The organism is Actinoallomurus spadix (assembly GCF_024055725.1).
In the GTDB taxonomy this organism is placed as follows: Bacteria; Actinomycetota; Actinomycetes; order Streptosporangiales; family Streptosporangiaceae; genus Actinoallomurus; species Actinoallomurus spadix.
Genome location: NZ_JAMXMX010000016.1, coordinates 111,059 through 135,946, shown reverse-complemented (window position 1 = coordinate 135,946; position 24,888 = coordinate 111,059). Strand labels below are relative to the sequence as shown.

Genomic DNA, 24,888 nt, shown 5'->3' with positions numbered 1-24,888 from the left:
CGGAGATCCGGGCGACCGCCGCGGCGGCGGTTCACCGCCGGGACGCGAGGTCGCGGTCGATGCCCGGCACGGGCGGGTCGAGGAAGACCCGGCACCAGAGCTCGAACTGGAGCAGCGTCCAGATCCGGTTGCCGTGGTCGTGCCCGCTCGCGTGCCGCCGCAGGAGTTCCCGTACCGCCTCCGGCCGGAACAGCCCTCGCGACCTGGCCGTGTGATCCGTCAGGACGTCCCACGAGAGGTCGGCCAGTTCGGTACGGAGCCACCTCGCGAGCGGAACGCCGAACCCCATCTTCGGCCGGGTCACCAGCTCGGGCGGCAGCCACGGGCCGACCGCGCGCTTCAGCAGGTACTTCGTCGTTCCCGAACGGACCTTCAACCTCACGGGGAGCCCGGCGGCCCACTCCATGAGGTGATGGTCGAGGAACGGGGAGCGCGCCTCCAACGAATTGGCCATGGTGGCGGTGTCCATCTTCACCAGGAGGTCGCCGGGGAGGTAGGTGTTGACGTCGACGTCCATGACGCGGCCCACGTCCGAGTCGGCGCGGGAGGCGGCGAAGGCGTCGTCCAGGAGGCCATGACTGTCGACGTCCGCCAGATGCGCGCGCAGCGCGTCCGTGTACAGCTCCATCTTCTGCCCATGGGTGAAGGAGGACATCAATCGTGCGTGGCGCCGCGAGGTCGGGTGTCCCAGGAGTTCCAGCACCCGGCCCGTCCTCTGCAGCGCCGAGCCCGGGGCGGCGCGGGACGCGAGCGAAGAACCGATCCGGTCGAGCCGATCGCGAAGCAGCGGGAGCGCGGGGATCCGACCGGCCCGGGCCAGGGCGAGATAGCGCAGGTAGCCGCCGAACAGCTCGTCGCCGCCGTCCCCGTTGAGGACGACCGTCACCTGCTCACTGCTCATCCGTGCGACGTAGAAGGTGGGGATCGCCGAGGAGTCGGCGAACGGCTCGTCATAGTGCCAGGACAGCAGGGGCAGGACGTCGAGTGCCGAGGCGGTGACGACCATCTCGTGATGGTCGGTGGCGTAGTGCCGGGCCAGGGCACGCGCGTAACGCCGCTCGTCGAACCGCTCCTCGTCGAAACCGACGCTGAACGTTCTGATGCGCTCGCCGGTCTGCCTGGCCATCGCGGCGACGACCGCGGAGGAATCGATCCCGCCGGACAGGAGGGCTCCCAGTGGCCGCTCGCCGATCATGCGCACGCGCGTCGCGTCGAGCAGCCGGCTGCGGAGCTCCTCGGCCGCCGCCTCCTCGGACTCGATCGCGCGGGGCGTGCAGTCGAGGCGCCAGTAACGGCTCGTCACGGGGACGCCGGCCTGCCAGACGAGCAGATGGCCGGGCGGCAGTTTGCGGACTCCGCGCAGGATCGACCAAGGAGCCGGTACGTACTGATAGGTCAGATAGTGATGAAGCGCGACCGGATCGAGTTCCCGAGGTGCGGCGGGGTGCTGCACGAGCGCCTTCAGCCCCGACCCGAACCACAGTGTCTGACCGTCGGACCGCCAGAAGAGCGGCTTCTTCCCCACGCGATCACGGGCGAGGAGAAGCCGCTGCCGCCTCTCGTCCCAGATGGCGAACGCGAACATCCCACGAAGCCGGTCGACAAGACGATCACCGAATTCCTCATAGAGGTGCACAAGACACTCGGTGTCCCCGTTCGCGACGAAGCAATGACCACGGTCGCGGAGCATTCGGCGTAGCTCGGGAAAGTTATAGATCTCCCCGTTGAACACCGCCACGACGGTCTTGTCCTCGTTGTAGACGGGTTGGCCCCCATCGGGCACATCGACGATGGCGAGCCGCCGCGTACCGAGAGCGGCGTGGGCGTCCTCGTGGAATCCCTGACCGTCGGGCCCTCGATGGGCGAGTACAGCGCACATATCTCGCACGACGTCGAGCTCTACGGCCTTCTTCGACACCATGCCCGCTATTCCGCACATGCGCGTCCCAGTTGTCTCCATTGCCGCGGACTCGCCGGGCGACAGGTCATGACCGACCGGATATGAACGTCGCCCCAATCGAAGGGAGCATATCCGCGACGGCGCGACTCCCTCAACCACCGAACACCGATGCGGCGCCACCCGCCGATGCACACACAAGGACACCACAATCCCCCGCCGCCGATACAAAAGCGACACACTCCTCGACACAGACTCCCTGGTGCACTGCCCTCGAAGGCATCCCGAAGAAACCGCTTCCCCCCGATCACTCCGCGACTCCGAACACACCTCTCAGATGACGATCAGGAGACCGGATAGTTTTCTGGCCAATGACCAACTGTTGATCTTCGCGGTGGAGGGAACCGGCGGCCGGGAGGAGATATATCTGGGCAGCGGAATGGAGATCTTGCCCGATGTCAGGAGACCATAATGTCGATTTCCTCCCCGAAAACGCAGTCGAATAGGAAATCGCGACGAAGTTGCGACGAAGACGTCGTCGGATATGTCCGTAGGCATCATCGGCCGAGTTCGGAGCGCCCCAGGAAGAGCCGGCTGAGCGGAGACGGAGCACGGCGTGTGAAGCACACCGCCGACCGGATGATCGCTCTGCTCTCACTCGTCGTACTGTCTCCCGTCCTGCTGGCGATAGCCGTCACCGTCCTGTTGAGCAGTCCAGGTCCGGCGCTCTTCGCCCACGAGAGGATCGGCCTGAACGGGCGGCCGTTCAGGATGTGGAAATTCCGCTCGATGAGGACCGGGGCCGACGAGGAGCTCGCGACCTTCCTGCGCGAACACGGGCGAGAGAACGAACCACTCTTCAAGATCCCCGAGGATCCCCGCATCACGTCGGTCGGCCGGGTGCTGCGCCGCTGGTCTCTGGACGAGCTCCCCCAGTTGTGGAACGTCGTGCTCGGCCACATGTCGCTCGTCGGACCGCGCCCCCAAGTGCTCGCCGAGGTGCTCCTCTGCGACGAGCAGGAACGGCGGCGGCTCACCGTGAAACCCGGGCTGACCGGACTGTGGCAGGTCAGCGGCAGGTCCCAGGTGCCGTGGAAAGAGGCGGTCCGGATGGACCTGCGCTACGTGGAGAGGTGGTCCCTGCTCCTGGACATCCGCATCCTCGCTCGCACGCTCAAGGCGGTGATCAGTGGACGCGGCGCGGTCTGAGCACACGGCGTGGCCCACCCCGACCACGATCCTGCACGTCATCGAGTGCTGGGGCGGCGGTGTCAGCACCGCGGTGATGTCCTACATCCGGGCCACCCCGCACCTGGCACACTGGCTGATCACAGCGCCCCGGCGCGGTGAGGTCGTCAAGGCGGAGCCGATGGCCGCGCTCCGCGGCCGGCTGGCGCTTCCCGCGGGGCACCTGGCGCGGATCAACGCGATCGGCCGCGCCTACGCACGGCTCAAGCCCGACGTCGTCCACGCGCACTCCTCGTTCGCGGGCCTCTATGTGCGTACATGCCGGTCCATCCCGGCCAGCCGCATCGTCTACACCCCGCACTGCTACGCGTTCGAACGGGCCGACGTACCCAGGGCGCTCCGGACGGTGTTCCGCACGACCGAGGCCGTGCTGGCGCGACGGACCGGCACCGTCGCGGCCGTGAGCCCGCGCGAGGCTTCGCTGGCCACCGCGTTGCACCGGGCTCAGCGGGTCGTGTACGTGCCCAACGCCGCGTCGTCGTCTCTCGCGCCTTTCCGCGTGCGCGTGACGGACCGCCCCATGCGGGCGGTGACCGTCGGGCGGATCTGCGCACAGAAGGATCCCCATTTCCTCGCCCGGGCGGCCCGCATCCGCGACGATTCCATCTCCTGGGCCTGGATCGGTGACGGGGATGCCCGGCTGCGGCACGTCCTGGAGTCCGCCGGAGTGCACGTCACCGGCTGGCTGCCCCATCGCGAAGTGATCGAGCAGCTGCGTGCCGCGGACGTCTACATCCACTCGGCCCTGTGGGAGAGCGCCCCGATGTCACTGCTGGAAGCAGTCGCGGCGGGCCTGCCCGTCGTGGCGCGGGACATTCCCGCGTTGCGGGTCCTCGGGATCCCGAACCTCGCACGGACGCCCACCGACCTCGCCACGGCGGTCGCCGAGCTGGCCGACCCGGCGTCCTGGCAGAAGGCGGCGTCTCAGATACGCGCCGCACTACGCGACAACACCGTCGAGAACCTCGCGGACCGGCTCACCTATGCCTACGCCGGGCTCAGGGGCGAATCCACGGAAAGGCGGGCACAGTGGCTGACCACCTCCGGGTCGCGGTGACGGGAAAGGTCCTCCAGCGCAACGTCGGCGGCAACACGACCTACGCCGAGATGCTCTACCGCCATCTCGCCGGATACGGCGTCACGGCGAGCGTCCTCACTCCTCCTGGGGATCGGCTGGGCGGCCTCGCCCGCGCGCTCTCCTACGCCGCGGTCGAGGGACTGTACTGGCCTCGTACCGTCGGCGAGAAGCAGGCCGACCTGCTGCACTTCCCCGCCGACACGGGCGCGCTGATCCCGGGCAGGCTGCCGACCGTGGTCACCGTGCACGGGGTCTCGGGACACCGTGTTCCCGGGATCAGGCGCGCGTTGTGGGAACGGACCTGGCTGGCACGCGTCGGGCGGCTGACCCGTGCCGCCGACGCCGTCGTGACCGTCTCCAGGAGTTCCGCGGGTGAGATCCAGCGCATCTTCGGGGTGCCGCACCAACGTCTTCACGTCATCCCGCACGGCGTCGACACCGAGCGCTTCCATCCGGACGCCTCCCGGGACGCCCCACTGCTCGCCCCCCTCCGTCTGCCGGAACGCTTCGTCCTCCATCTCGGCAATCTGGATCCACGCAAGAACGTGCCCGCGCTCGTCGACGCCATCGGCCGGCTGCAGATCGCCAGCTCCGGCGTCCGGCTCGTCGTCGCCGGCGGATCCTTCTTGGGGTCCGAACCGATCGAGCGTCTGCTGGCGACCACTCCGTACGTGCGGTATCTGGGCCAGGTCCCCGCCGAGCTGGTCGCGCCGCTCCTCCGCGCCGCGGCCGTCTTCGTCCTCCCCTCGAGTCACGAGGGCTTCGGGTTGCCGATCGTGGAGGCGATGGCGTGCGGAACACCGGTGATCACCTCCGACCGCGGAGCCCTGCCGGAGGTGGCGGGGGACGCCGCGATCCTGTTGCGTGACCTTGACCCGGCGTCCATCGCCGCGGCCGTACGAGACGTCCTCACCGACGATGCGCTCGCCACGGACCTGCGGGTCCGCGGGACGGCCAACGCACGGCGGTTCACCTGGGACGAGTCGGCGCGGCGGCATCTGGAGCTCTTCACGCACCTGCGGCCGGGAAGAGGCCGCTCCCATTCCTCGGCCGCCCGCGGAAAAACCTCGGGGGTACTGCCGCGTGCCGGAACCGCGCCGCTCAGGCCCGGCAAGGCCACCATTCAGAGAGGTCCAAGACGGGGGACTGCATGAGTGTACGAGAACTGATCACGGCGATCCGGCGGCACCTGGTGCTGCTGGTGGGCTTTCTCCTGCTGGGCGCCGGGGTCGCCCAGCTGGTCACGTCCTTGCAGCCGACGACCTACGAGTCGAAGGCGTCGGTCTTCGTGTCCGTGTCACAGCAGGCGCGGGGCCTCGACCAGGCATACCAGGGAACGCTCTTCAGCCAGCAGCAGGTGCGGTCCTACGCCGACCTCGTGACGACGCCGAAGGTCACGGCACCGGTGATCCGCGACCTTCGTCTCCACCTACGACCGGAGAAGCTGGCGAAGCGCCTCAAAGTGGATGTACCGGTCGATACCGTGCTCCTCAACATCACCGCACGCGACACCGATCCGGCCATGGCGGCCCGCATAGTGAACAGCGTGACGCACTACCTGATCACCGCGGTCGCGGATGTGGAGGGGCCTCAGCCAGGCCGGTCGCCGACCGTGCGGGTCCAGGTCGTACGGCCGGGCGCGGTGCCGAAGGAGCCGAGCAGTCCCAAGCCGGTTCTCAACGTCTCACTCGGCCTCGTGCTCGGCGCGATCGCCGGCGTACTGGCGGGAATGCTCAAAGAGGCCCTGGACACTCGGATCGACGTCGCCTCTGACGCGGCGGCGGCGAGCGGGCTTCCCATCGTCGGCGAGATCGCCTACGAACGCGCGGCGCGCAAGCGGTCGCTGGTCTACGACACCGACCCGCTGGGGATGAGAGCCGAGGGTTTCCGGAAACTCCGGACCAATCTCCGGTTCATCAACGTCGACCGCCCCCCACGGACGATCGTCGTGTCCAGTCCCCTGGAGGGTGACGGCAAGTCGAGCGTCGCCCTCAACCTCGCGTTCTGCCTCGCCCAGGACGGCGCCCGGGTCGTCATCGTCGACGCGGACCTGCGTCGCCCGACCGTCGCGTCGTCCCTGGGCCTCGTGGAAGAGGCCGGCCTGACGAGCGTGCTGTCCGGTCAAGCCTCCGTCGCGGACGTCATCCAGCGCGCCGAGAGAGGCTCCACGATCAAGGTGCTGACCAGCGGCCCGGTCCCTCCGAACCCCAGCGAACTGCTGGGTACGAAGCGGATGCAGTCGCTGATCCAGGAACTGCGCGCCGACGCGGACTACGTGATCATCGATTCGCCGCCCCTGATCCCGGTAACGGATGCCGCCGTCATCGCTCCGAGCAGCGACGGTGTGGTGCTCGTCGTCCGCTCGGGGCGTACCAAGCGTGAGGAACTACGCACCGCGGCCAAGAGCGTCGACGCGGTCAACGGGAGCACGCTGGGCGTGATCGTGAACATGACGAAGCCGAAGCACGATCGTTACCGCTACTACGGCGGTTACCGCCGCAACGAGAACAAGCCGCGTCTCGAGGACCTCGGAACCGCGCCCTCCATCGAGAACACGCCCACGGCGCCCGTCGGATGAGCGCTGACTCGCGTCTCAAGCCCCTCCGCGGCTGAAGGAGACGTCCGGCCGGCGAACACCGGCTCCGCGAGCGGGGTGGCACCAAGGCCGTCGAAAGGACAAGTGCCCGGCGTGCCACCCCCGGCGCTCTCGCCGGAAGGAACGATTGAGTTTGGAGAGGCCCGTGTCATCTCGAACGGAAGACGCGACCGATGGTCGCCCGGCCCCCACGGGACACCGTTCTTTCACACCCCGGCCGCTGTCACAACGCCGGGGTACGTGGTGGCTGCACCCCGGCTGGAGCGGCGTCTTGAGCGTGCTGCCCTGTTTGGCCGTCACATGCCTCATCCCCGCCGACGACTTCGTTGAATGGTGGCGGACATCCAAATACTTCGACGGGACCGACGCGGTCCTCACCCTTCTGCTCCTCAGCGCCTTCATCGTCGGCACTCTCGTACCGAACCTCACCCACCGTCGAATTCGGAAATCCAAGGTCCTCGTAACACCCGGCCAGCAGCAGGTACTCGTGCGGGCCGGGCGCACGTTCCTGGCACTGACTCTGATCGGTTACGTGGCCTGGGCGATGGCGGCCGTGTCACGCGGTTACGGCCTCGCAGCCCTGCACAGCACGCTCAGCCTCGAACCACGAGCCCTGGTGACCGCCAAGCTGATCTATTTCGCCACGGTTCCCGGCGTCACGACCCTCACACAGTTCGGGCCGCTCGCCCTCATCTGCCTACTCCTGAATCGCCGGATCGGCTGCCAACGCCATACGTGGGAGCTCTCGGCACTCATCGGCGCCAGCCTGACACGTGTCTTCTTCAACGCCGAGCGCATCGCCCTCATGGAGATGGCGGTCCCTCTCATCGTTCTCACCGCGGCGACACTGCCCAGCACCAGGCGGCCGAGGCGAACCTGGATCTGGGCCATGATGCCGCTGCTCGCACCCGTCGCATTGGGCCTGTTCTTCGGCGCCTTCGAATACACGCGCAGCTGGAACGACTTCTATGCGCAACACAGCGACACCGGCTTCGGCGGTTTCATCATGCGCCGGCTGGGCGGATACTATGCCACCGCGAGCAATAACTCGATCATACTCCTCGATCACTATCCTTCATCTTCGCTACTCCCCCAGTTCACCCTGCCCTTTCTCTGGGGATTCCCGATCGTCAGATCGTTCCTCCGGGCGGACAGCGGATTCGTCTCCGGACTGGACACCTGGTCATCACTCTTGATGAGATACGGGAATCCGGAGTTCACCAATGACGGCGGGATCCTCCCGGCGATCGCCGACTTCGGCCTCGCCGGCGCCCTCATCTGGTGGAGCGCCGTCGGACTCCTCATCGGGATCTGTTACCGCGCCATGCGTTCCGGCCAGCCCAGTGGTCTGATCTTCTACTCCGTGACCTACATCGGCGTCCTCGAGATGGGATTGCTCTTCTACTGGGGTCTCGGCCGCGCCTTCCCCGTTCTCGCGGGCGGCCTCGTCACGTGGGCGCTACTTCACCGGACACGTCTCAGGGAGAACTGACCGTGTTCGCCCACGCGGTCCGTCGCGGCGGCTGGACCCTGGCCGACCAGGTCATCTCCAGCGGCACCAACTTCATGCTGATGATCCTGCTGGCGCGGCGGATGCCCGCTGCGGGCTTCGGCGCGTTCGCGCTGCTGTACGGCTACTACGTGGTCTGCCTCCAACTGGCTCAGACCACCTTCGCCGAACCGCTCATGGTCCGTTTCCCCCGCGATCCCCAGACGGCGCGCCGGGCCCTCCGCGACGGCTCGGGGGCGGCGGCGGTCTTCGGCCTGCTGGGTTCCGTCGTACTGCTCCTCGTGTCCGGGCCGCTCCTGGGGGGCATCACGGGACCGGTACTGATCCTGGCCGCCCTGCTGCCGGTACTGCTCGTTCAGAGCACTCTCCGGATGGGGTTCATCGCCGCCGGCCAGCCGTACAAGGCACTGGTGAGCGACGCGGTCTGGGGGATCGGGCAGTCCGTCGCGACGTTCGGCATCCTCACGGTGACGACGAAGGTCACCTGGGTCTTCCTCGGATGGGGCGTGGGCGGGCTCATCGCCACGGGCATCGCGGTCGCCCAGGCAGGAGTACTGCCACGCGTGGCCTCGGCCTCCGGCTGGCTCCGGGAGTACGGTGACCTCGCCCGGCCCTACCTGGTCGAGGGAGTGGTCCTCACCATCTGCGGGTACGTGACGCTGCTCCTGGTCGGCAAGATCGCGGGGCTGGCGGCCGTCGGCGCGCTCCGCGCCGCGGACACCCTCTTCGGCCCGGCGACGGTGATGATCGGCGCAGGCCGGGTGATCGCCATCACCGAACTGTCGAGAGTGCTCGCCGACCGGCCGCACCGGATCGACCGCGGAACCGTCCTGGTCACCCTCGCCTTCGGAGGAGTCGGCGCCGCCGCAGGACTCGCGGCGATGTCGTTGCCGACGAGCACCGGCACGTGGTTGTTCGGCGGGTCATGGACCCTCTTGGCCCCGCTGCTGCCGGCACAGACCGTCTACCGGATGGCCCAGGGCGCCGTACTCGGGCCGGCGGGAGCGCTGCGCGCCGTGCAGGCGGTACGCGCGTTGTTCGTGTTCCGGCTGACCACCGCGGTCGCCCTGCTCTTCGCGGGCGCGGCGGGCGCCGCATTCGCCGGCGCGGAGGGCGCCGCGATGGGCCTCGCGGGCATGATGACCCTGCTCTGCCTCTACGCGGCTGCCCTGTACGCGAAGTATCGCCCCCGGATGACCGCACGGGCGCCCGGTCGGCGCCCCGTATCCGTGATCTGCACCCGGCACCTCGGCACTCTCGACCATCAAGGAGTTGAGAACAACCGTGCGTAGGCAAATCGCCCGGCAGACCCTCAAGGTCTCCCGGAAACTGTTCAGACGGACACAAGTCCAACATCTGTCAATGATAAAAAGTATCCAGAAGAAGGTGTACGAGTTCGGCTGTGCCGCGAACCAGGCCGACGTCGCGACCATGTATCGCGGACTGAGCCTGACCGGCCCGGCGCGCGACTTCTCCATCGTTCACCAGCTGTTCGCCGGTTACTACGAAGAGGTCGAGGTCGCACTGTTCGAGCGCCTGGCCGCCGACAGCGAGACCATCATCGATATCGGCGCGAACATCGGACTCTATTCTTGCGTCGGAGCGAAAGAGCTACCCGAGAACGGGCGCCTGATAGCGTTCGAGCCGATCCCCGAGAACGTCGCCTACCTGCGGAGGAATCTCCTCCGGAACGGACACCTCGAGAAGGTGTCCGTCGAAGCCATGGCCGTCGGCGAGCACCCCGGAACCGTGACGATGTACCTCGCCGAGGGCATCGGCCACCATTCCGCTGCAGCCGAGAACGCGGTGGGATGGTCCACCTCGACGTCGATCCCCATGACGTCTCTGGACTCCTACCTGTCGCATCATACGATCGGCCGTCCCGACCTCATCAAGATCGACGCCGAGGGATACGACGGATTCGTGCTCCGGGGCGCCCAGGAGACACTGCGCCTTTCCCCTACCCTGTTGGTCGAGTACAACCCGCATGCGCTGATGAACTGCGGTTTCCAACCTGACGAGTTCCTCGACATCCTCTTCACCCACTATGAGCACGTCTTCCTCGCGCATCAGCTCAGGGTTCGCTCCTGCACGAGGCAGGAGGTCGAACGCCTCGGCACCCGGGAGGGCCTCGGCGCGAACCTCCTGGCGACGAACGACGACGGCCATCGGAGAATCATCAAGGCGGCCGACAACGCGCGTTCGAACCGCGGTTGAGGAGGCTCTCACCAGGCCGGCCGGCGGATCTCCGGTGACGCCGCGGGCCGTCGTCCGTCACTCCGTCAGTTCGTGAGCTCGTAGACGCGGCAGTCACCGGCCGTGTAACGCAGCCGCGCGAATCGCTCGAGACCGGCAGCCGGCCGGTCCCGACTCGCGTCGGCGAAGAGCCAGCGGACTCCGTACGTGTCGTGGAGCCGCCGTAGCGCCTCGGCGGAGGGATGGTGAAAGGCCGCGTCGTTGGCCGCCAGGCGTGGCCGGTCCCAGAAGGGCACGGATCCGTCCGGGAGGCCGCGTCGTGCCGCGATCGAGTGGTTCCTCGCGGTGAAGCGCCAGCTCTCCACCAGCACACGCCGTTCGGTGTAGGCCGCTACGGCGAAGTGGCGCTCGTCGCAGCCGTCGCCCGACCCGCATAGGGAATTGGTGGCGACCAGGTCATCGGGCCGCGAATGGTCGCGCAGCCAGCGCCCCGCCTCCAGAGTTCCCGCGCCGATCACGGCTGTCGAGGGGTCGAGGGGAAGACCGCGCACCATCTGACGGGCGTGCAGCAGGGTCGCGGGAAGGACGAGGCCGCAGACGAAGGCGAGCGCGAGGGCCGGGGACAGCGACCGCAGTCCGGGCCGTCTCCGCCCTGCCAGGACCAAGCCCACCGCGCAGACCCCACCGCTCGCGATCAGCAGCATGAACGGCCCGATGACGCGTCGTACCGCGTCCTCAGGTGTCGGCCTGGATGCGCCACCTGCTTCGCCGACCATCGTGATCACCGCGACGCCGACGGCCGCCGCCACCATGAGCGCGATGAGCGAACGGCGATCCACCCGCTCGGGAAGCATCGCCCGCAGGCCGCAGACGGCGACCACGGACAGGTAGGGCGCCGCGCCGTGCAGGAAGTAGATCTGAGAATCACCGGCGAAGCGCAGGGTGATCGCGACGGCGATCCCGGCCCCGCCGATCCCGGCGAGCAGGAGAACGGGCGGGTCGCACAACGTCTGCCGGCGGAAGGCGAGGCTCAGCGCCCCCACCCAGGCACAGCCCCGGCCGAACATGGTCACCAGTGCCACGGCGATCACCAGGACCGCGGTGGGCCTGGGTGTCGAAGCCGCTTCCGCGCCCACGGTGCCGAACAGCGACCAGGGGTGGACGACCATGCCGTCAGAGGTGCCGCCGAACAGCACGAGCTGCGCGAACAGCAGGCACGGCAGAGTGGCGAGGGCCGCCATGACGGCCGTGCGGTGCGGTCGTCGGCCGGCGATGAGACCACCGGCCACGACGACGAGGAGACCCGCCAGCAGCAGCGGGAGGATCGTGGCCTTCGCCCCCATCACCCCGAGCAGCAGAAGGACCAGGAGCGCCCAGGGGGCCACGCCCGGTCTCTGCCGGCGGAGGAGATCGACGAGGAGCAGCACGACGGCGGCGAACAGCATCATCCCGAACCCGTGCGTGGGACTGCGCCAGGCGATGTCGTCGCGCAGGAGGAGGCCCGCCCACAGGGAGGGCTCCCAGGAGTACATCCCGGGTCCCCACGCCAGGCAGCCGATGGCCAGGGCCGCCGGTCCGGCCCACCACCGCTCGGTCAACCGGCGGGCGATCGCGAAGAACAGCATCAGGGATGTCGCCGAGGCCGCCAGGATGAACAGGCGATACAGCAGGGTCTGCGGTTCGATGCCGGTCACCCAGCTGATGGCCGCCATGTCGGCGTAGGCGAACCAGTGATAGTAGAGCGGCTCGCCGGACACGAACGGTTGTGTCGGCGGCATGTGGTGCTTGAGCTCCCCGACGAGGCCCAGATGGAACGGCAGGTCTACGTACGGCCTCAGATATCCGGGTGACGTCAGGCCGTGCTGCCGGAAGAACCCGGACGCGGTCGACAGCACGACGAACCCGACCAGAGCCGCGCCTCCCCAGGAGCAGGCGAGAGGAACGCGCGTGATGTCTCCCGTTCTCCGCCAGTAGCGGCGCAACCGGGGCACGACGAGGAACACCGTGATCACCATCACCGGCGAGGCGAGCACGAACAGGGGATGCCCCGTCCATCGTGCGGGGACATAGGTGAGCACCGTGATCACATGGCCGAGCGCGGTGCCGGCGGCCATCTCTTCGGCGGCGAAGCGGGATCCGCCTCGACACGCTCGCCAGAGCAGCACACCCGGGACCGTGCACCCCAGGATGACGAAGGTCGCGAAGACCGCGGTCTCCCGTGGGGACACGCCATAGTGCCGCAGGAACATCGCAGCGACCGCGGCCAGGAGCGCCACGGGCGGCCACCCCGATCGCAGGGCCCTGGTCGTCCATCGCCGCCGATCCGCCGTGGCGGGAGTCGAGACCCGTGCGGCCAGCGGCGTCGACGTCATGAACAGCTCCCTTTGGTCGGACTCCGGCCGGCGATCGCGGCGCCCCTCCGGGCAACACTATCCAGACAATAGTCCCGCGAAAGTAGCGGCTATTAAAAATCACTTTGATTCAAGGTGACGATCATCGTTCGACACAAAGAATGAATCACCATACTCGCCACGACACTCACACAATGACAGATCGCCGCACATGAAACGCCACCCGATACCGCACCCCTAGGATGAATGCGTGGATGAAGAAGAAATCAGAATCCCTGCGTTCACCAGCGGCCCGGTCAGATCGGACGACACGGGTCCGCCCTCGTGGATGAACGCCGCAGTGGTCGTGAGCACCATCGGCCGGCCGCAGTTGCTCGACCGCCTCCTCGCCTCCCTCCACGAACAGACGCTCCGCCCCAGTGACGTGGTCGTCGTCGACCAGAGCGATGACGGGGACACGCGAAAGGTCGTCGACTCATGGATGGATCGGCTCCCGGTCCGTCGTTCGACCTCCGCACGGGGTCTGTCGATCGGACGTAACGTAGGAATCGCCGCACTGGGGGATTACGACTTCGTCGCATTCCCGGACGACGACACCAGTTATCTGCCCGACACGCTGGCCCAGGCGGCGGCGGCCTTCGCGAGTGCCCCAGCGGTCGGCGCGATCTCCGGGCGGCTCGTGGGCACACCGGGAAGACCGGCTCAATTCACTTCGTTCGCCGACCGGCGTATGCGGCTCGACCATCGGACCGTTTGGACGAGCGCCATCGAGAACTGCTGCTTCTTCAGGCGTGCTTTCCTCCGTGCCGTCGGCGGATTCGACGAAGACCTCGGGGTCGGCGCCGCGTCGCCCTGGCAGTCGGGCGAGGGAACGGACCTGCTCCTGCGCGGCATGAAGGCCGGTTGGCCGATCCTCTTCGATCCACGGATCGTGATCGTCGAGTACAACCCCGAGCTTCCGTCACTGGGTGAGCGCGCGTACCACGTCAAGGCCAGGCGGTACGCACGCGGCACCGGCAGAGTGTTCCGGCGCCACCACGGGATCGGTTCCCAGGTCCGGGTCGTCGTCCGTCCTCTCGCGGCGGCGGCGCTCAGTCTGGCCCGCGGACGCCGGGCCCTCGCCCTGTGGTACCTCCAACGGGCCATCGGCCGCATTGAGGGGATCACGGGCCGGGTCCTGTCCGGACCGAGGGAGTGAGCGGCGAGGCCCCGGCGGGAGTGAGCGGGGCGGCCGTGGCACGGGCGGGCCGTGGCGGGGGTGTTGGGCGTCGCGTCCCCGGCGGGACAGGCTGACGGTCAGCCCGGCAGGCGGGAGTAGCGGCGCAGCAGTGGATACGTGAGCGCGGACACCGCCAGGCGGTCGGCCCGGGGGAGCCGGGCCCGCCAGGCATCGTCGAGGCGAAGCGAGACACGGCCCGTCTGAGCGCGCATGGGATTCCCCCCGATGCTGTGCCCGGTGCCCAGCACGACATGATCGTCGGACAGGAACGCCGTCGTGTCGACGTCGGCCGACAGCCCCGCGAAGGACACCAGTTCCCGGAACGATCTCACCGGTTCGTCGACGAATCCCTCATAGGTGAGCCGGTGCGTCGGCAGTCCTCTCCTGCCGAGGATCTCCAACGCGACGTTGTGCACCACCCAGTTCAGCGAGGTGACCACCGGAAGGGCCGTTCCGAGATCGGCTCCATGGACGGAGTCCACCCGGGAGATCTTCTTCGTGCAGGAGTAGGCGACACCACGGCTGTCACGAATGATATGGACCAATCTGAGGTCGATCGCAGCGGACCTGCTGAGACAGCAGGCCAGGGAGGCACGCTTACTCGAATCGACGACGACCTCGGCCCCGCTGACCTCCAGCGCCGCGGCGTAGATCCTGGCGTAGTACGAGGAGTAGGCGGTCGCCGTGGCCTGGAGCCGGCCCGACCGCGTGTTACCGAGCAGCTCCGGCAGATGACGAGCCCGGTCCGTCAACAGGCGAAGGCGCCGCACCTCATGAAGATCGATGGCGTCCCACCCGCCGAACGCCCGCTCCGCCACCTCTCCCCAGAACCGGCAACGAGAGATGGATTCCCCGCATGTGCAAAGATCGTCGTACTTGAGGGCGCTATCCCAGAGGTTGCACACCTCCCCCAGTGAGACGACACCGGGCAATTGCTCGAGAAGCCGCTGAAGGAGCGTCGTGCCACTCCGGGAGAAGCCACCGATATAAATGACACGAGGGCGCATGTCAGTCCTCTCATCGATACTCGGGCCATCATAGGATCACGATCGCGTCATCCGGCTCTGCGACGCCACGCCGACCGGATACAAGAATTGAGCACCGAATGACCGGCTTGAAGAAAATTCAGCCGGGCATCCGAATCATTCTCGCGTCGGCGATCGCCATTCGTCATGGGGAGGCCGGACCGCATCACCGGCGTGGGCGGCCGCGATGAGCGGCCGCCACCAGTTCTCGTTCTCCGCGTACCAGCGCACGACCGCGGCCAGGCCGTCCTCGAAGTCGATCTCCGGCCGGTAGCCGAGTCCCTGGATCTTCGTCGTGTCGACCGAGTAGCGGCGATCGTGTCCTGGCCGGTCACGGACCTGCCGCACCCGGTCCCAGCCCTTCCCCAGCGCGTCGAGCAGTCGCCTCACGAGTTCGACGTTGGTGAGTTCGATGCCTCCACCGACGTTGTACGTCTCTCCTGGAGCGCCCTTGGCCAGCACCAGTTGGATGCCCCGGCAGTGGTCGTCCACGTGCAGCCACTCCCGAACGTTGCCGCCGTCGCCGTACAACGGGATCTCGCGGTCGTCGATCAGGTTGGTGATGAAGAGGGGAATCATCTTCTCCGGGAACTGCCACGGCCCGTAGTTGTTCGAGGAGCGGGTGATGCGGACGTCCAGCCCATGAGTGCGGTGATAGGCGCGGCAGAGCAGATCCGCCCCCGCCTTGGAAGCGGAGTACGGCGAATTCGGCAGCAACGGCTCGGTCTCCCGCCACGATCCCTCGTCGATCGAACCGTAGACCTCATCCGTGGAGACCTGCAGGAACGTTCGAATCTCGTGCCGCAGCGCCGCCTGAAGCAGTCGCTGAACTCCCATGACGTTCGTCGTCACAAAATCGGCGGCATCTTCGATCGACCGGTCCACGTGGGATTCCGCGGCGAAGTTGATGATCACGTCGTGCCCCGGGACCACGTCCTCCAGGATCCGGTCGTCGACGATGTCACCGCGCACGAAGGTGAAGGCCGGAAGGCCGGCGACCGGGGCGAGATTGGCGAGGTTGCCGGCGTAGGTGAGCTTGTCCAGGACGGTGACCTCGACGTCCTCCCACCCGGTGTAGGAACCGCGGAGAAGCGCCCGGACATAGTGCGATCCGATGAATCCGGCACCACCGGTGACGAGAATCCTCATATGCGCAGCTGCACCTTACTGTGATCGCCGACCATCAGGCGGTGGGCATTCGGGAGATGGACGGCGCGCGTGACCTCGACATCCCTGCCGATCAGGGAGTACTCGATGCGCGGCACGCCTTCGATGGTGGAGCCGCCGAGGACGATCGAGTACTCGATCTCGGCGTCCTCGATGACGCAGCTTTCGGCGACGGACGTGAACGGCCCGACATAAGAACGGACGATCTTGGTGCCGGCACCGATGATGACCGGCCCTCGGAGGACGGAGTCCTCGATCACCGCGTCCGGATGGACGACGACCCTGCCACCGATCTCGGAGTAACCCGCGACCACACCGCGAACGTCCGTCTCGATCTCTTCCAGCAGGATACGGTTGCACTCCAGGATGTCCTGGAGACGACCCGTGTCCTTCCAGTAGCCGCTGACGATGTGCGGGTCGACTCGGTGGCCACGGTCGATCAGCCACTGGATCGCGTCGGTGATCTCCAGCTCACCGCGCGCGGAGGGCCTGATCGCTCGCACCGCTTCGTGCACCACAGGTGAGAACGCGTAGACGCCCACGATGGCGAGATCGCTCCGTGGCACCTGCGGCTTCTCCTGCAGGCTGGCGATCGCTCCGTCGCGGTCGAGTTCCGCGACGCCGTAGAACTGCGGTTCGGCGACCTTGCTCAGCAGCAGGCGCGCGGCATGGCCGCTGTCCTGGAAGCCCGTGAGCAGGTCCTTGATCCCGCCGATGAGGAGGTTGTCGCCCAGATACAGGACGAAGTCCTCATCGCCCAGGAAGTCCCGTGCGATGAGTACGCAGTGCGCGAGACCGAGAGGGGCCTCCTGCGGGATGTAGGTGGCATGGAACCCGAAGCGCGAACCGTCACCGACGGCGGCGCGGACCTCGGCACCCGTATCCCCGGTGACGATCCCGACCTCGGTGATCCCGGCGTCGCGAATGGCCTCGAGCCCGTAGAAGAGCACTGGCCGGTTGGCCACCGGGACGAGTTGTTTCGCCGAGGTGTGCGTGAGCGGACGCAGCCGCGTGCCCCGCCCTCCCGTCAGCACGAGCGCCTTCACGATGAGGGCCTCCTTCCTGAGGTTCCGGCAGGGCTGAGCGTTGCCGGCGGGAGTCGCCCGCCAAGGCTCCGGTCCGGGCCGCCGAGGGGCGGAGGCGATCCGGCGACCGCCTTCCGGAAGGTCCACAGGTGCTGCACCGGGTAGGCCACGACCGGGCTCCACAGGGCGGTCACGATCTGCGCCGCCGGCACCGGCATTCCCGCGATCTCGACGAGCGACGTGAGGCAGGCGATGGACAGGAGAAGGACGGCGGCACACGCGACGTAGAAGCGGACGAGGCCCGGGACCCACGGCCCGGTCGCGCGGAAGACCACCGTGCGGTACGCCGGGTAGACGGCGAGCACCGTCAGGGCCTGCGCCCCCACCGCAACCAACGGGTAGGGAACGGCGTCACGGAGCAGCAGCCAGCCACCGGAGAAGATCCCCGAATGCAATATCGCGGTCATCGCCCCAGCGATGAGGTACTTCGTCTGTTGACGGCGCAGAAGAGCGAGCACAGGCCCATTGATTAGCATCTTGGACATTGCCTCCATACGCTCTGCCCACCCTCGAAGGCATGCACCAGGAAGCCTGCCATGATCTTGTCAAACCGCCGGCCAGCGCGATCACCTTTTTGCTTCAAACCGATGCCATGGCGTTTTAGAGCGGTTTCCCCGCATCGCGCCATAACGCAGTGTTCCTACCATCGGGTTCAACGGCGGTAAGGAATGAGGTCTATTCACGCCATCGGTTCGGTCAATTCACGGCCGCCGACAGTAGATATCGGCCTCGACTGGAAATGCTGCATCCAGATTCCCGAGCCGCCGCGTCCAGTCCGTGAGGTGCCCGCCCATGTTCGTGTCCGTCGTCGTCCCGTGTTACCGGTCGGCACAGACCCTGCCGGAACTGGTCGCCCGGCTCACCGCCGTCCTCCCCGGCGCGGCCATCGAGCACGAGATCCTGCTGGTCGTCGACGGCAGCCCGGACGACACGTGGAACGTCGCCGCCGGTCTGGCGCGCCGCCACCGGGAGGTGCGGGCCATCCAGCTGGCACGCAACTACGGCCAGCACAATGCCCTGATCGCCGGCATACGGGCGGCCCGTCACGGGGTCATCGTGACGATGGACGACGATCTGCAGCATCCGCCCGAGGAACTGCCGGGGCTGCTCGCCGCGCTCACCGACGATGTCGATCTCGTCTACGCGCGCCCGCGGGAGGAGGAACACGGGCCGGCGCGCAGCTTCGCGTCGCGCCTGGTGAAGCTCTCCCTCGCCGGACCGTTCGGCGTCCACGGTGCCCGGCACATCGGCGCCTTCCGGGTGTTCCGCGCCTTCCTCCGCAACGGCTTCGACGGGCTCACCGGCCCGCACGTCTCGATCGACGTGGCCCTGTCCTGGGCGACCACCCGGATCGCGTGCGTCGACGTGCGGATGGATCACCGGAGGTCCGGCCGGTCCGGGTACACCCTGCGGACGCTGCTACGGCATGCCGTCAACATGCTGGTCGGTTACAGCACCGCGCCGCTGCGATTCGTCAGCTACCTCGGCGTCGGGGTCGGTGTGCTGGGGCTGGTCCTCTGCGGCCTGGTGCTGGGCTGCTATTTCACCGGCCGGACGACCGTCGCGGGTTTCACCAGCCTCGCCTCCATGATCGCGCTGTTCTCGAGCGCCCAGTTGCTCGGCATCGGTGTTCTCGGTGAGTATCTGGGCCGCGTGCACGCCGGCGGCATGGGCCGGCCGACGTACGTCATCCGTACCGAGGTCGGACCCGCCGCGTCCGACGAGTCCGCCGGTCTCCGGCCCGACGTCCTGTCCCAGTGACACCCGGCAGGAGACCGTCCCGACTCCGTCAGTACGACACGACCGCCTCGACGATGCGGTGCAGTTCCTCCTCGGTCATCGAGGCGAACAGGGGCAGCCTGACGAGCCGGTCCGCGACGTCCTCGGTGACGGGACATCCTCCTGGGGCGACCCGCCCGTACCGCAGCCCTCCCGGCGCCGCGTGCAAGGGCTGATAGTGGAAGGCCGCCTGCACGCCCCGTTCACCGAGATGGCGGAGGAACGCCTGACGGTCGGCCAGCCCGGGCAGCAGCAGGTAGTAGAGATGCGCCGGATGGTCCCGGCCGGCGGGCACGACCGGCCGGCGCACCCCCCTCCGCGCCGCCCAGCCGGCCAGCCGCTCGTCGTACGCCGCCCAGATCCGGTGGCGCCGGACCTGGATGTCGTCGATCGCCTCGAGCTGCGCGACGAGGAACGCGGCCAGCAGATCGGACGGCAGATAGCTCGAACCGAGCTCGACCCACCGGTACTTGTCCACCATCCCGCGGAAGAACTGGGAGCGGTTGGTGCCCTTCTCCCGTACGATCTCGGCGCGTTCGACGAGCGCGGGAGTGTTCAGGACGAGCGCGCCGCCCTCTCCGCACTGCACGTTCTTCGTGGCGTGGAAGCTCTGGGTCGCCATCGCGCCGAAGGACCCCAGCGGACGACCGTGGTACCGGGCGCAGAGCCCGTGCGCGTTGTCCTCCACGACGACCAGGCCGTACCGGTCGGCGATCGCCGCGATGACGTCCATCTCGCAGGCCACGCCGGCGTAGTGCATGACGACGATCGCCCGGGTGCGCGCCGTGATCGCCGCCTCCACCCGCCGCTCGTCCAGATTGAGCGTGTCCGGACGGCAGTCGGCGAAGACCGGGACCGCGCCGCGCAGCGCGAAGGCGGTGGCGGTCGAGACGAAGGTGAACGACGGCATGATGACCTCGTCCCCGGGGGCGAGGTCGAGGAGCAGGGCGCTCATCTCGAGCGCGTGCGTGCACGAGGTCGTCAGCAGCGCGGCGGACGCCCCGACGAGCTCGGCGACGAGCGCGTTCGCCCGCCTCGTGAACGGCCCGTCGCCCTCCAGAGCACCGCAGGTCATGGCCTGCGCCAGGTATGCCTGCTCCGCTCCGGTGACGAAGGCGCGGTTGAACGGGATCACCGCGGTCTCGGTCACGGTCCACCGCCTCTCGCCTCGGCCCCCTCCCCCAGCAGGCCCCGCCGGAGAAGGTGGACGGTGAAAACGCTCAGCACGGGCTTGAAGCCGTAGTCGGCCCAGCGGCGCTGCACCCGGGTGTTCCGGCTCTGGGTGGTGCAGACGACGCTCCCGATCCCACGCGACGCCGCGCGGTCCTCCATCCCCGCGAGCAGGTGCGCGTAGAGCCCGGTGCCCTGGGCACCCGGCACCACGCCGCCGAGCGCGAACTCGGCGACGCCGCCGGCCTCCCCGTAGGTGAGGAACCCGAGCATCACGGGTTCGCCGCGTCCGCCGACGTCGCGGAGGGCGACGACCCCGCTCTCGATCTCCCGGCCGGCCCATTCCTGGTATCCCGCCAATGCCAGTGCCGGGTCGAACAGCGGATCGGCGAGGTAGTGGTTGCCGTAGTCGCGGAAGGCGTCCGCGACCATGGCGTCCAGTTCCGCCGCGCCGACGAAGTCGACGAGTTCGAGGCCGCGCGGCAGCGGAGGCGGGCGTCTTCCCTTGCCGGTGGCCAGTTTCCAGCCGACGAGATTGTCCGCGACGATCGCGGTCCGGTCGAGTTCGGTGAGGGCCGCGAACCACCTCATACGGTCGGCCGGATAGCGCAGGATCACGACGTCCGCCGTCGACGAGCGGACGGCTTCGAGCACGTCGGTGAGTTTCGCGGCCGACGCCGCGGACACGGAGATCCGATCGACGGTGACACCGAATCGTGCCGTTTCCCGTGGCGACGGCGCGGCCACCACGTCCGGCGCCAGGGCGACGTCGTGCCAGCTCATGATGCCTCCGCCGTATCGCCATCGCACCGCGGGTGTCCGGTGAAGCGTTGAATCCACCGGTCGTTTCTTTCGACTCGAAACGGTATCAAGACTGGATCGGCGCATTCGGACTTTCCGTTGGCGATGAGCCTCGACTCTTTAAAATCTCCATTAGGCGGCCGATCGAATGGGCGGGTAATCGACGTCGCCGGGCGACACGGACAAGCAGTCGATAAAGGGCTTCGCCCGCAGACGTTGAGGTCACGGTCCTACGATCAGGAGGATGACGGTGAAATGTCTTCGCGGCATTGGAGCCCAGTGATGACGGCGCCGAGTGATGCCGGACGGTGAGGCCGCGGTCTCGCCGCGGACCGAGGCCGGCGGGGCGTCGATCCCGCCGCACCGCGTGTCCCTGCTGATCGGCCAGTTGGGTCTCGGCGGGACCGAGAAGCAGGTCGCCCTGCTCGCCGAGGGCCTGCGAGCACGAGGCGTCGGCACGGACGTCCTCGTGATGTTCGAGGGGGGTCCCCATGAGGGCCCCCTCCGCGCCGCCAGGGTCCCGGTCGTGCACCTCGGGTTCCGGCGCGGCCTCGCGGACCGGCGGATGCCCCCGGCGAACGCCGCAGCGTTCCTCCGGCTGGTCGGTCACCTGCGCCGGACCCGGCCGGACGTGCTGCACGCCTTCCTCTTCCACAGCCAGGTGACGGCCGCTCCCGCCGCCCGGCTGGCGGGCGTCCCGGTGCTCGTCGCGGGGCGCCGGAGCCTCGGCGACTACAAGAGGGGTCGCCCGCTGGTGTCGGCCCTGGACGCCGTGGCGACCCGCATGACCGACCACCTCATCGCGAACGCGCGGGCCGTCGCCGAGGACGCGCTGCGCGACAGGTACGTCGAGGAGGACAGGCTCACGGTCGTACCCAACGGCCTGCCCGCCTCCGCCTTCGAGCCGATGCCGCCGGCCGTCCTGACGACCCGGCTCCCGGTCGTCCTGTGCGTGGCCAATCTCATCTCCTACAAAGGGCACCGTCACCTTCTCGAGGCCATGGCTCGGCTGGGGAGACGAGGGCTCCCCTGCACGCTCGCGCTGGCCGGTGACGGGCCCGAGCGGGCGGCGCTGCGGGCACGGGCGACACGGCTCGGCGTCGACGTCCGCTTCCTCGGCGCCCGTACCGATGTCGGACGGCTGCTGGCGCGGGCCGACGTCGTGGCCCTCCCCTCGCTGCAGGAGGGCATGAGCAACGCCGTCATGGAGGCCATGGCGGCCGGACGCCCCATCGTCGCCACCGAGGTGGGCGGCACCGGCGAACTGCTACGGGGCCGCGGTGTACTCGTGCCGCCGGCCGATCCCGCGGCCCTGGCCGAGGGGATCGAACGGCTGGTCACGGATCCGGCCTCGGCCGCCGAACTGGGCCGCAGGGCGCGTGCGTGGAGTGCGGCGCACCTGAGCGCGGACGTCATGGTGGAGCGGCACGTCCGTATCTACCGCGACCTGCTCGAGCGGCGGCGGCCCGATGCCGTACGGCCACCGGGCACCGCAGGCGCCAGGGGCTGACGGCCGCCGCCCGCCGGTCACTCGACGGGCGGGCGCTGGAAGACGAACTCGTTGCATCCCAGGCCGCCTCCGCAGGTCGTCAGGTGGCGGAGCTCGAAGCCCCGGGAGCGCAGGAACCGGAACACCTGCTCGGGCGTGGCCACCTCGAACGGGAAGCCGCCGACCCAGTCGACCAGGTCGTGCCGGGTGGACATTCCCCGCGGCCGCACCCGCCGGCCCGGGGAGACGAGGCCCGTGGAGGCGACACTGATCATCCGGCGCAGGGGCACATGGCGGCCGAGGTAGGCGGCGGCCGCCACGATGAGGAGCCGCCGGACCAGCGGACCGGACCTGTTGTAGCGCCGTTTCACCCGCCACCACAGCCGGCTCCGCGGCCCCTGGTCGTTGTACACCGAGAGGTAGATCAGGCCACCCGGCGCGACCAGCCGGGAGGTGGCCTCGATCGCCGCCCACAGGTCGCCGGTGTGGTGCAGGACGCCCCATGCGTAGACGACGTCGAAGGTACCCAGACGCCGGATGAAATGCTCGTCGAGGATGGACCCGTCCTCGATCGCCCAGTCACCGTCCGGAGCGAACCGTTCGCGTAGTCCGGCGGCCGCCGCCACCGACTCGGGATCGAGGTCGAACGAGCGGACCCGGGCCCCGAGCCGCTGGGCGGCCAGGGAGAACAGTCCGCTGCCGCACCCGACGTCGAGGAACGTACGGCCCCTCAGGTCGGTGACTCCGAGTGGGCGGCGGACGGCCTCGACGGCGGCCGAGATCCTGGTCTCGTCGACGAGTGCGTTGAAGGACCGCCAGTTCTCGCCGAAGCGGAACCGGTCGTCCCGCCGGAGGCCGGCCCGGGCGTCAGGCACGTGGCTCCGCTCCTTCTCCCACTGATCTGACAAAGGAGGTCCTTCCTCGCCTCTCTCGAACCGCCCGGACGGCACCGGCCACGAGGGCCGCCGTGGTGACGCCCCGGTTCGGCCGGGACGCCAGGAGGCACCCCATCGACACCCAGAAGGGCACGCTGACCACCAGGTTCGCCAGCGGATTGGCGAACAGGAGGATCACCGTGTAGGTCAGCACCACGGCCCGCAGCAACGCCAGGTCACCGGCCTGCCGCCGCCCCAGGCCGAGCCAGAGGAGGACGAGGAACAGGATCAGGGTGATGACCCCGGCCTCGGCCGCCAGCCGCAGGTACTCGTCGTGCGTGGCGAGGTAGGCGCCGAAGCGCGGGGAGCGCTGGGCATAGCCGGGGAACGTCGAGAGTCCGATCCCCCGGAGCGGATGATCGGTGATCACCTGGAGCGCGAACTCCGCCACGCGCCGGCGCAGGCCGTTGCTGAGGCTCAGGTCGGTGACCGTCCGGCCGCCCGCACCGAGATTCTCGATCCGCCGTCCCATCGGCCGGAGCATCCCGCCGGCGGCCACCGCGATCGCGGTCGCGGCGCCCGCGGAGACGAGCGCGCCCTGGAACAGCCGGGAGTGGCCCTGGAGGAGGACGATCGCGCTGCCGACGGCGGCCGCCAGGAAGGCGCTCCGTGAATGCGTCTCGGACAGCGCGAGGCCGCACACGGACGCGGGCACCAGCCATCGCGGGTTACGTGCGTAGCGCACCAGCCCGAGGGCGGTGACGGCCGGGAGCGCGAGGAGGAAGCCGAGGTAGTTCGGGTTGCAGCCGAGCCCTTCGAGACGCACGTTGTCGAAGCCGCCGCGGACGAGGACGTACGCCGCCGCGGTCGTGCCGGACAGCGCGATGACGCGGGCGACCCGCCGGGGATGCGGCGAGGTGACGAGGCTGACGCCCAGTAGCGCCAGGCCCGCCAGGATGCCGGCGAGGTCGAAGAACCGGCCGAGGTCGGTGGCGGCCATCCCCCTCAGCGGCCCCACGAGGTCGACGGCCCCGTGCCGCTCCCCTGGCGCCGGTGGCGGCGCCACCGAGGGGAAGGTGAAGCTCACGGTCAGCAGGCCGGCGAAGACCGCGATCCAGGAGTACGTGTGCCGGATCGGCACGAGGCCGAGGAGCACCGCCGCGGCGGCGATCAGCGCCGACGCGGCGATCGCGGTGACGACGACGAGCCGGCCGCCCGTGGACGCGCCCGCCCCGAGCATGCCCAGCGGGATCAGGACGAGGACGACCGTCGCCGGCCGGCACAGGTCCCGGAGGCCCGCGGCCGGTGGGTGATCCATCGGCCCGGCCGAGATCTCGGCGGCGGACGCCGGGCGGTCGGTGCCGTGCCCGGTCGCGGACGCGACCGCGTCTCGCGGCACGTC

20 protein-coding genes are annotated in these 24,888 nt (G+C 68.7%); 10 read left to right on the top strand and 10 right to left on the bottom strand.

All coding sequences use genetic code 11. The features are described 5' to 3' along the window. Positions 1-31: 31 nt before the first annotated feature. Positions 32-1,939: an asparagine synthase (glutamine-hydrolyzing) gene (gene asnB, locus NE235_RS23750; protein WP_289849085.1), complete on the bottom strand. Its 1,908-nt coding sequence runs from the start codon at positions 1,937-1,939 to the stop codon at positions 32-34. Positions 1,940-2,515: 576 nt separating this feature from the next. On the opposite strand from asnB, the gene NE235_RS23745 reads away from it, so the two are divergent. The 7 genes from NE235_RS23745 to NE235_RS23715 all read left to right on the top strand — a co-directional run bounded on the left by NE235_RS23745 (position 2,516) and on the right by NE235_RS23715 (position 10,546). Next, a complete protein-coding gene (locus NE235_RS23745) occupies positions 2,516-3,106 on the top strand; it encodes a sugar transferase (RefSeq protein ID WP_252806615.1) in 591 nt (196 codons plus the stop codon). After that, positions 3,087-4,202, top strand: a complete 1,116-nt coding sequence (locus NE235_RS23740) for a glycosyltransferase (protein WP_252806613.1) — start codon at positions 3,087-3,089, stop codon at positions 4,200-4,202. Before NE235_RS23745 ends, NE235_RS23740 begins: the two co-directional genes overlap by 20 nt. Then, complete coding sequence (locus NE235_RS38310) at positions 4,175-5,377, top strand: glycosyltransferase family 4 protein (protein WP_252806610.1); 1,203 nt, start codon at positions 4,175-4,177, stop codon at positions 5,375-5,377. The genes NE235_RS23740 and NE235_RS38310 overlap by 28 nt, the downstream gene beginning before the upstream one ends. Beyond that, on the top strand, positions 5,374-6,801 hold the full coding sequence (locus NE235_RS23730) for a polysaccharide biosynthesis tyrosine autokinase (RefSeq protein WP_252806608.1): 1,428 nt from the start codon (positions 5,374-5,376) through the stop codon (positions 6,799-6,801). Before NE235_RS38310 ends, NE235_RS23730 begins: the two co-directional genes overlap by 4 nt. A 289-nt stretch (positions 6,802-7,090) precedes the next feature. Continuing rightward, positions 7,091-8,311 carry a hypothetical protein gene (locus NE235_RS23725; RefSeq protein WP_252806606.1) on the top strand — a complete coding sequence of 407 codons (1,221 nt, stop codon included), beginning with the start codon at positions 7,091-7,093 and terminating at the stop codon, positions 8,309-8,311. 2 nt (positions 8,312-8,313) lie between these two features. Then, positions 8,314-9,621: an MATE family efflux transporter gene (locus tag NE235_RS23720; protein WP_252806605.1), complete on the top strand. Its 1,308-nt coding sequence runs from the start codon at positions 8,314-8,316 to the stop codon at positions 9,619-9,621. Positions 9,622-9,715: 94 nt separating this feature from the next. Then, positions 9,716-10,546, top strand: a complete 831-nt coding sequence (locus NE235_RS23715) for an FkbM family methyltransferase (protein ID WP_252806603.1) — start codon at positions 9,716-9,718, stop codon at positions 10,544-10,546. A 65-nt stretch (positions 10,547-10,611) separates the two neighbouring features. Here the strand turns inward: NE235_RS23715 and NE235_RS23710 are convergent, their stop codons facing one another. Further along, complete coding sequence (locus NE235_RS23710; RefSeq protein WP_252806601.1) at positions 10,612-12,897, bottom strand: DUF2298 domain-containing protein; 2,286 nt, start codon at positions 12,895-12,897, stop codon at positions 10,612-10,614. Positions 12,898-13,204: 307 nt separating this feature from the next. Between NE235_RS23710 and NE235_RS23705 the strand changes: the two genes are divergently transcribed. Beyond that, positions 13,205-14,074: a glycosyltransferase family 2 protein gene (locus NE235_RS23705; RefSeq protein ID WP_252806599.1), complete on the top strand. Its 870-nt coding sequence runs from the start codon at positions 13,205-13,207 to the stop codon at positions 14,072-14,074. A gap of 98 nt (positions 14,075-14,172) precedes the next feature. Here the strand turns inward: NE235_RS23705 and NE235_RS23700 are convergent, their stop codons facing one another. The 4 genes from NE235_RS23700 to NE235_RS23685 all read right to left on the bottom strand — a co-directional run bounded on the left by NE235_RS23700 (position 14,173) and on the right by NE235_RS23685 (position 17,848). Then, positions 14,173-15,102, bottom strand: a complete 930-nt coding sequence (locus NE235_RS23700; protein WP_252806597.1) for a sulfotransferase — start codon at positions 15,100-15,102, stop codon at positions 14,173-14,175. A gap of 135 nt (positions 15,103-15,237) precedes the next feature. Further along, positions 15,238-16,269, bottom strand: coding sequence for a dTDP-glucose 4,6-dehydratase (gene rfbB / locus NE235_RS23695; RefSeq protein ID WP_252806595.1), 1,032 nt, complete (start codon positions 16,267-16,269; stop codon positions 15,238-15,240). Continuing rightward, a complete protein-coding gene (locus NE235_RS23690; RefSeq protein ID WP_252806593.1) occupies positions 16,266-17,333 on the bottom strand; it encodes a glucose-1-phosphate thymidylyltransferase in 1,068 nt (355 codons plus the stop codon). The genes rfbB and NE235_RS23690 overlap by 4 nt, the downstream gene beginning before the upstream one ends. Beyond that, entirely contained in the window at positions 17,330-17,848 is a 519-nt protein-coding gene (locus tag NE235_RS23685) for a GtrA family protein (protein WP_289849114.1), read from the bottom strand. The genes NE235_RS23690 and NE235_RS23685 overlap by 4 nt, the downstream gene beginning before the upstream one ends. 316 nt (positions 17,849-18,164) lie before the next feature. Here NE235_RS23685 and NE235_RS23680 point away from each other — a divergent pair, with 316 nt between their 5' ends. Further along, on the top strand, positions 18,165-19,133 hold the full coding sequence (locus NE235_RS23680) for a glycosyltransferase family 2 protein (protein ID WP_252806590.1): 969 nt from the start codon (positions 18,165-18,167) through the stop codon (positions 19,131-19,133). A gap of 28 nt (positions 19,134-19,161) precedes the next feature. Here NE235_RS23680 and rffA read toward each other — a convergent pair whose 3' ends face one another. Together rffA and NE235_RS23670 are read right to left on the bottom strand one after the other, a co-directional pair. Then, on the bottom strand, positions 19,162-20,301 hold the full coding sequence (gene rffA / locus NE235_RS23675; RefSeq protein ID WP_252806588.1) for a dTDP-4-amino-4,6-dideoxygalactose transaminase: 1,140 nt from the start codon (positions 20,299-20,301) through the stop codon (positions 19,162-19,164). Then, a complete protein-coding gene (locus NE235_RS23670; RefSeq protein ID WP_252806586.1) occupies positions 20,298-21,104 on the bottom strand; it encodes an N-acetyltransferase in 807 nt (268 codons plus the stop codon). Before NE235_RS23670 ends, rffA begins: the two co-directional genes overlap by 4 nt. Before the next feature lie 316 nt (positions 21,105-21,420). Between NE235_RS23670 and NE235_RS23665 the strand changes: the two genes are divergently transcribed. Beyond that, positions 21,421-22,632 (top strand): glycosyltransferase, encoded by a 1,212-nt coding sequence (locus NE235_RS23665; protein ID WP_252806584.1) that lies wholly within the window; start codon positions 21,421-21,423, stop codon positions 22,630-22,632. Positions 22,633-22,649: 17 nt separating this feature from the next. Here NE235_RS23665 and NE235_RS23660 read toward each other — a convergent pair whose 3' ends face one another. Together NE235_RS23660 and NE235_RS23655 are read right to left on the bottom strand one after the other, a co-directional pair. Beyond that, entirely contained in the window at positions 22,650-23,486 is an 837-nt protein-coding gene (locus tag NE235_RS23660) for a class I SAM-dependent methyltransferase (RefSeq protein WP_252806583.1), read from the bottom strand. Then, on the bottom strand, positions 23,479-24,885 hold the full coding sequence (locus NE235_RS23655; RefSeq protein WP_252806581.1) for an O-antigen ligase family protein: 1,407 nt from the start codon (positions 24,883-24,885) through the stop codon (positions 23,479-23,481). Before NE235_RS23655 ends, NE235_RS23660 begins: the two co-directional genes overlap by 8 nt. Positions 24,886-24,888: the final 3 nt, after the last annotated feature.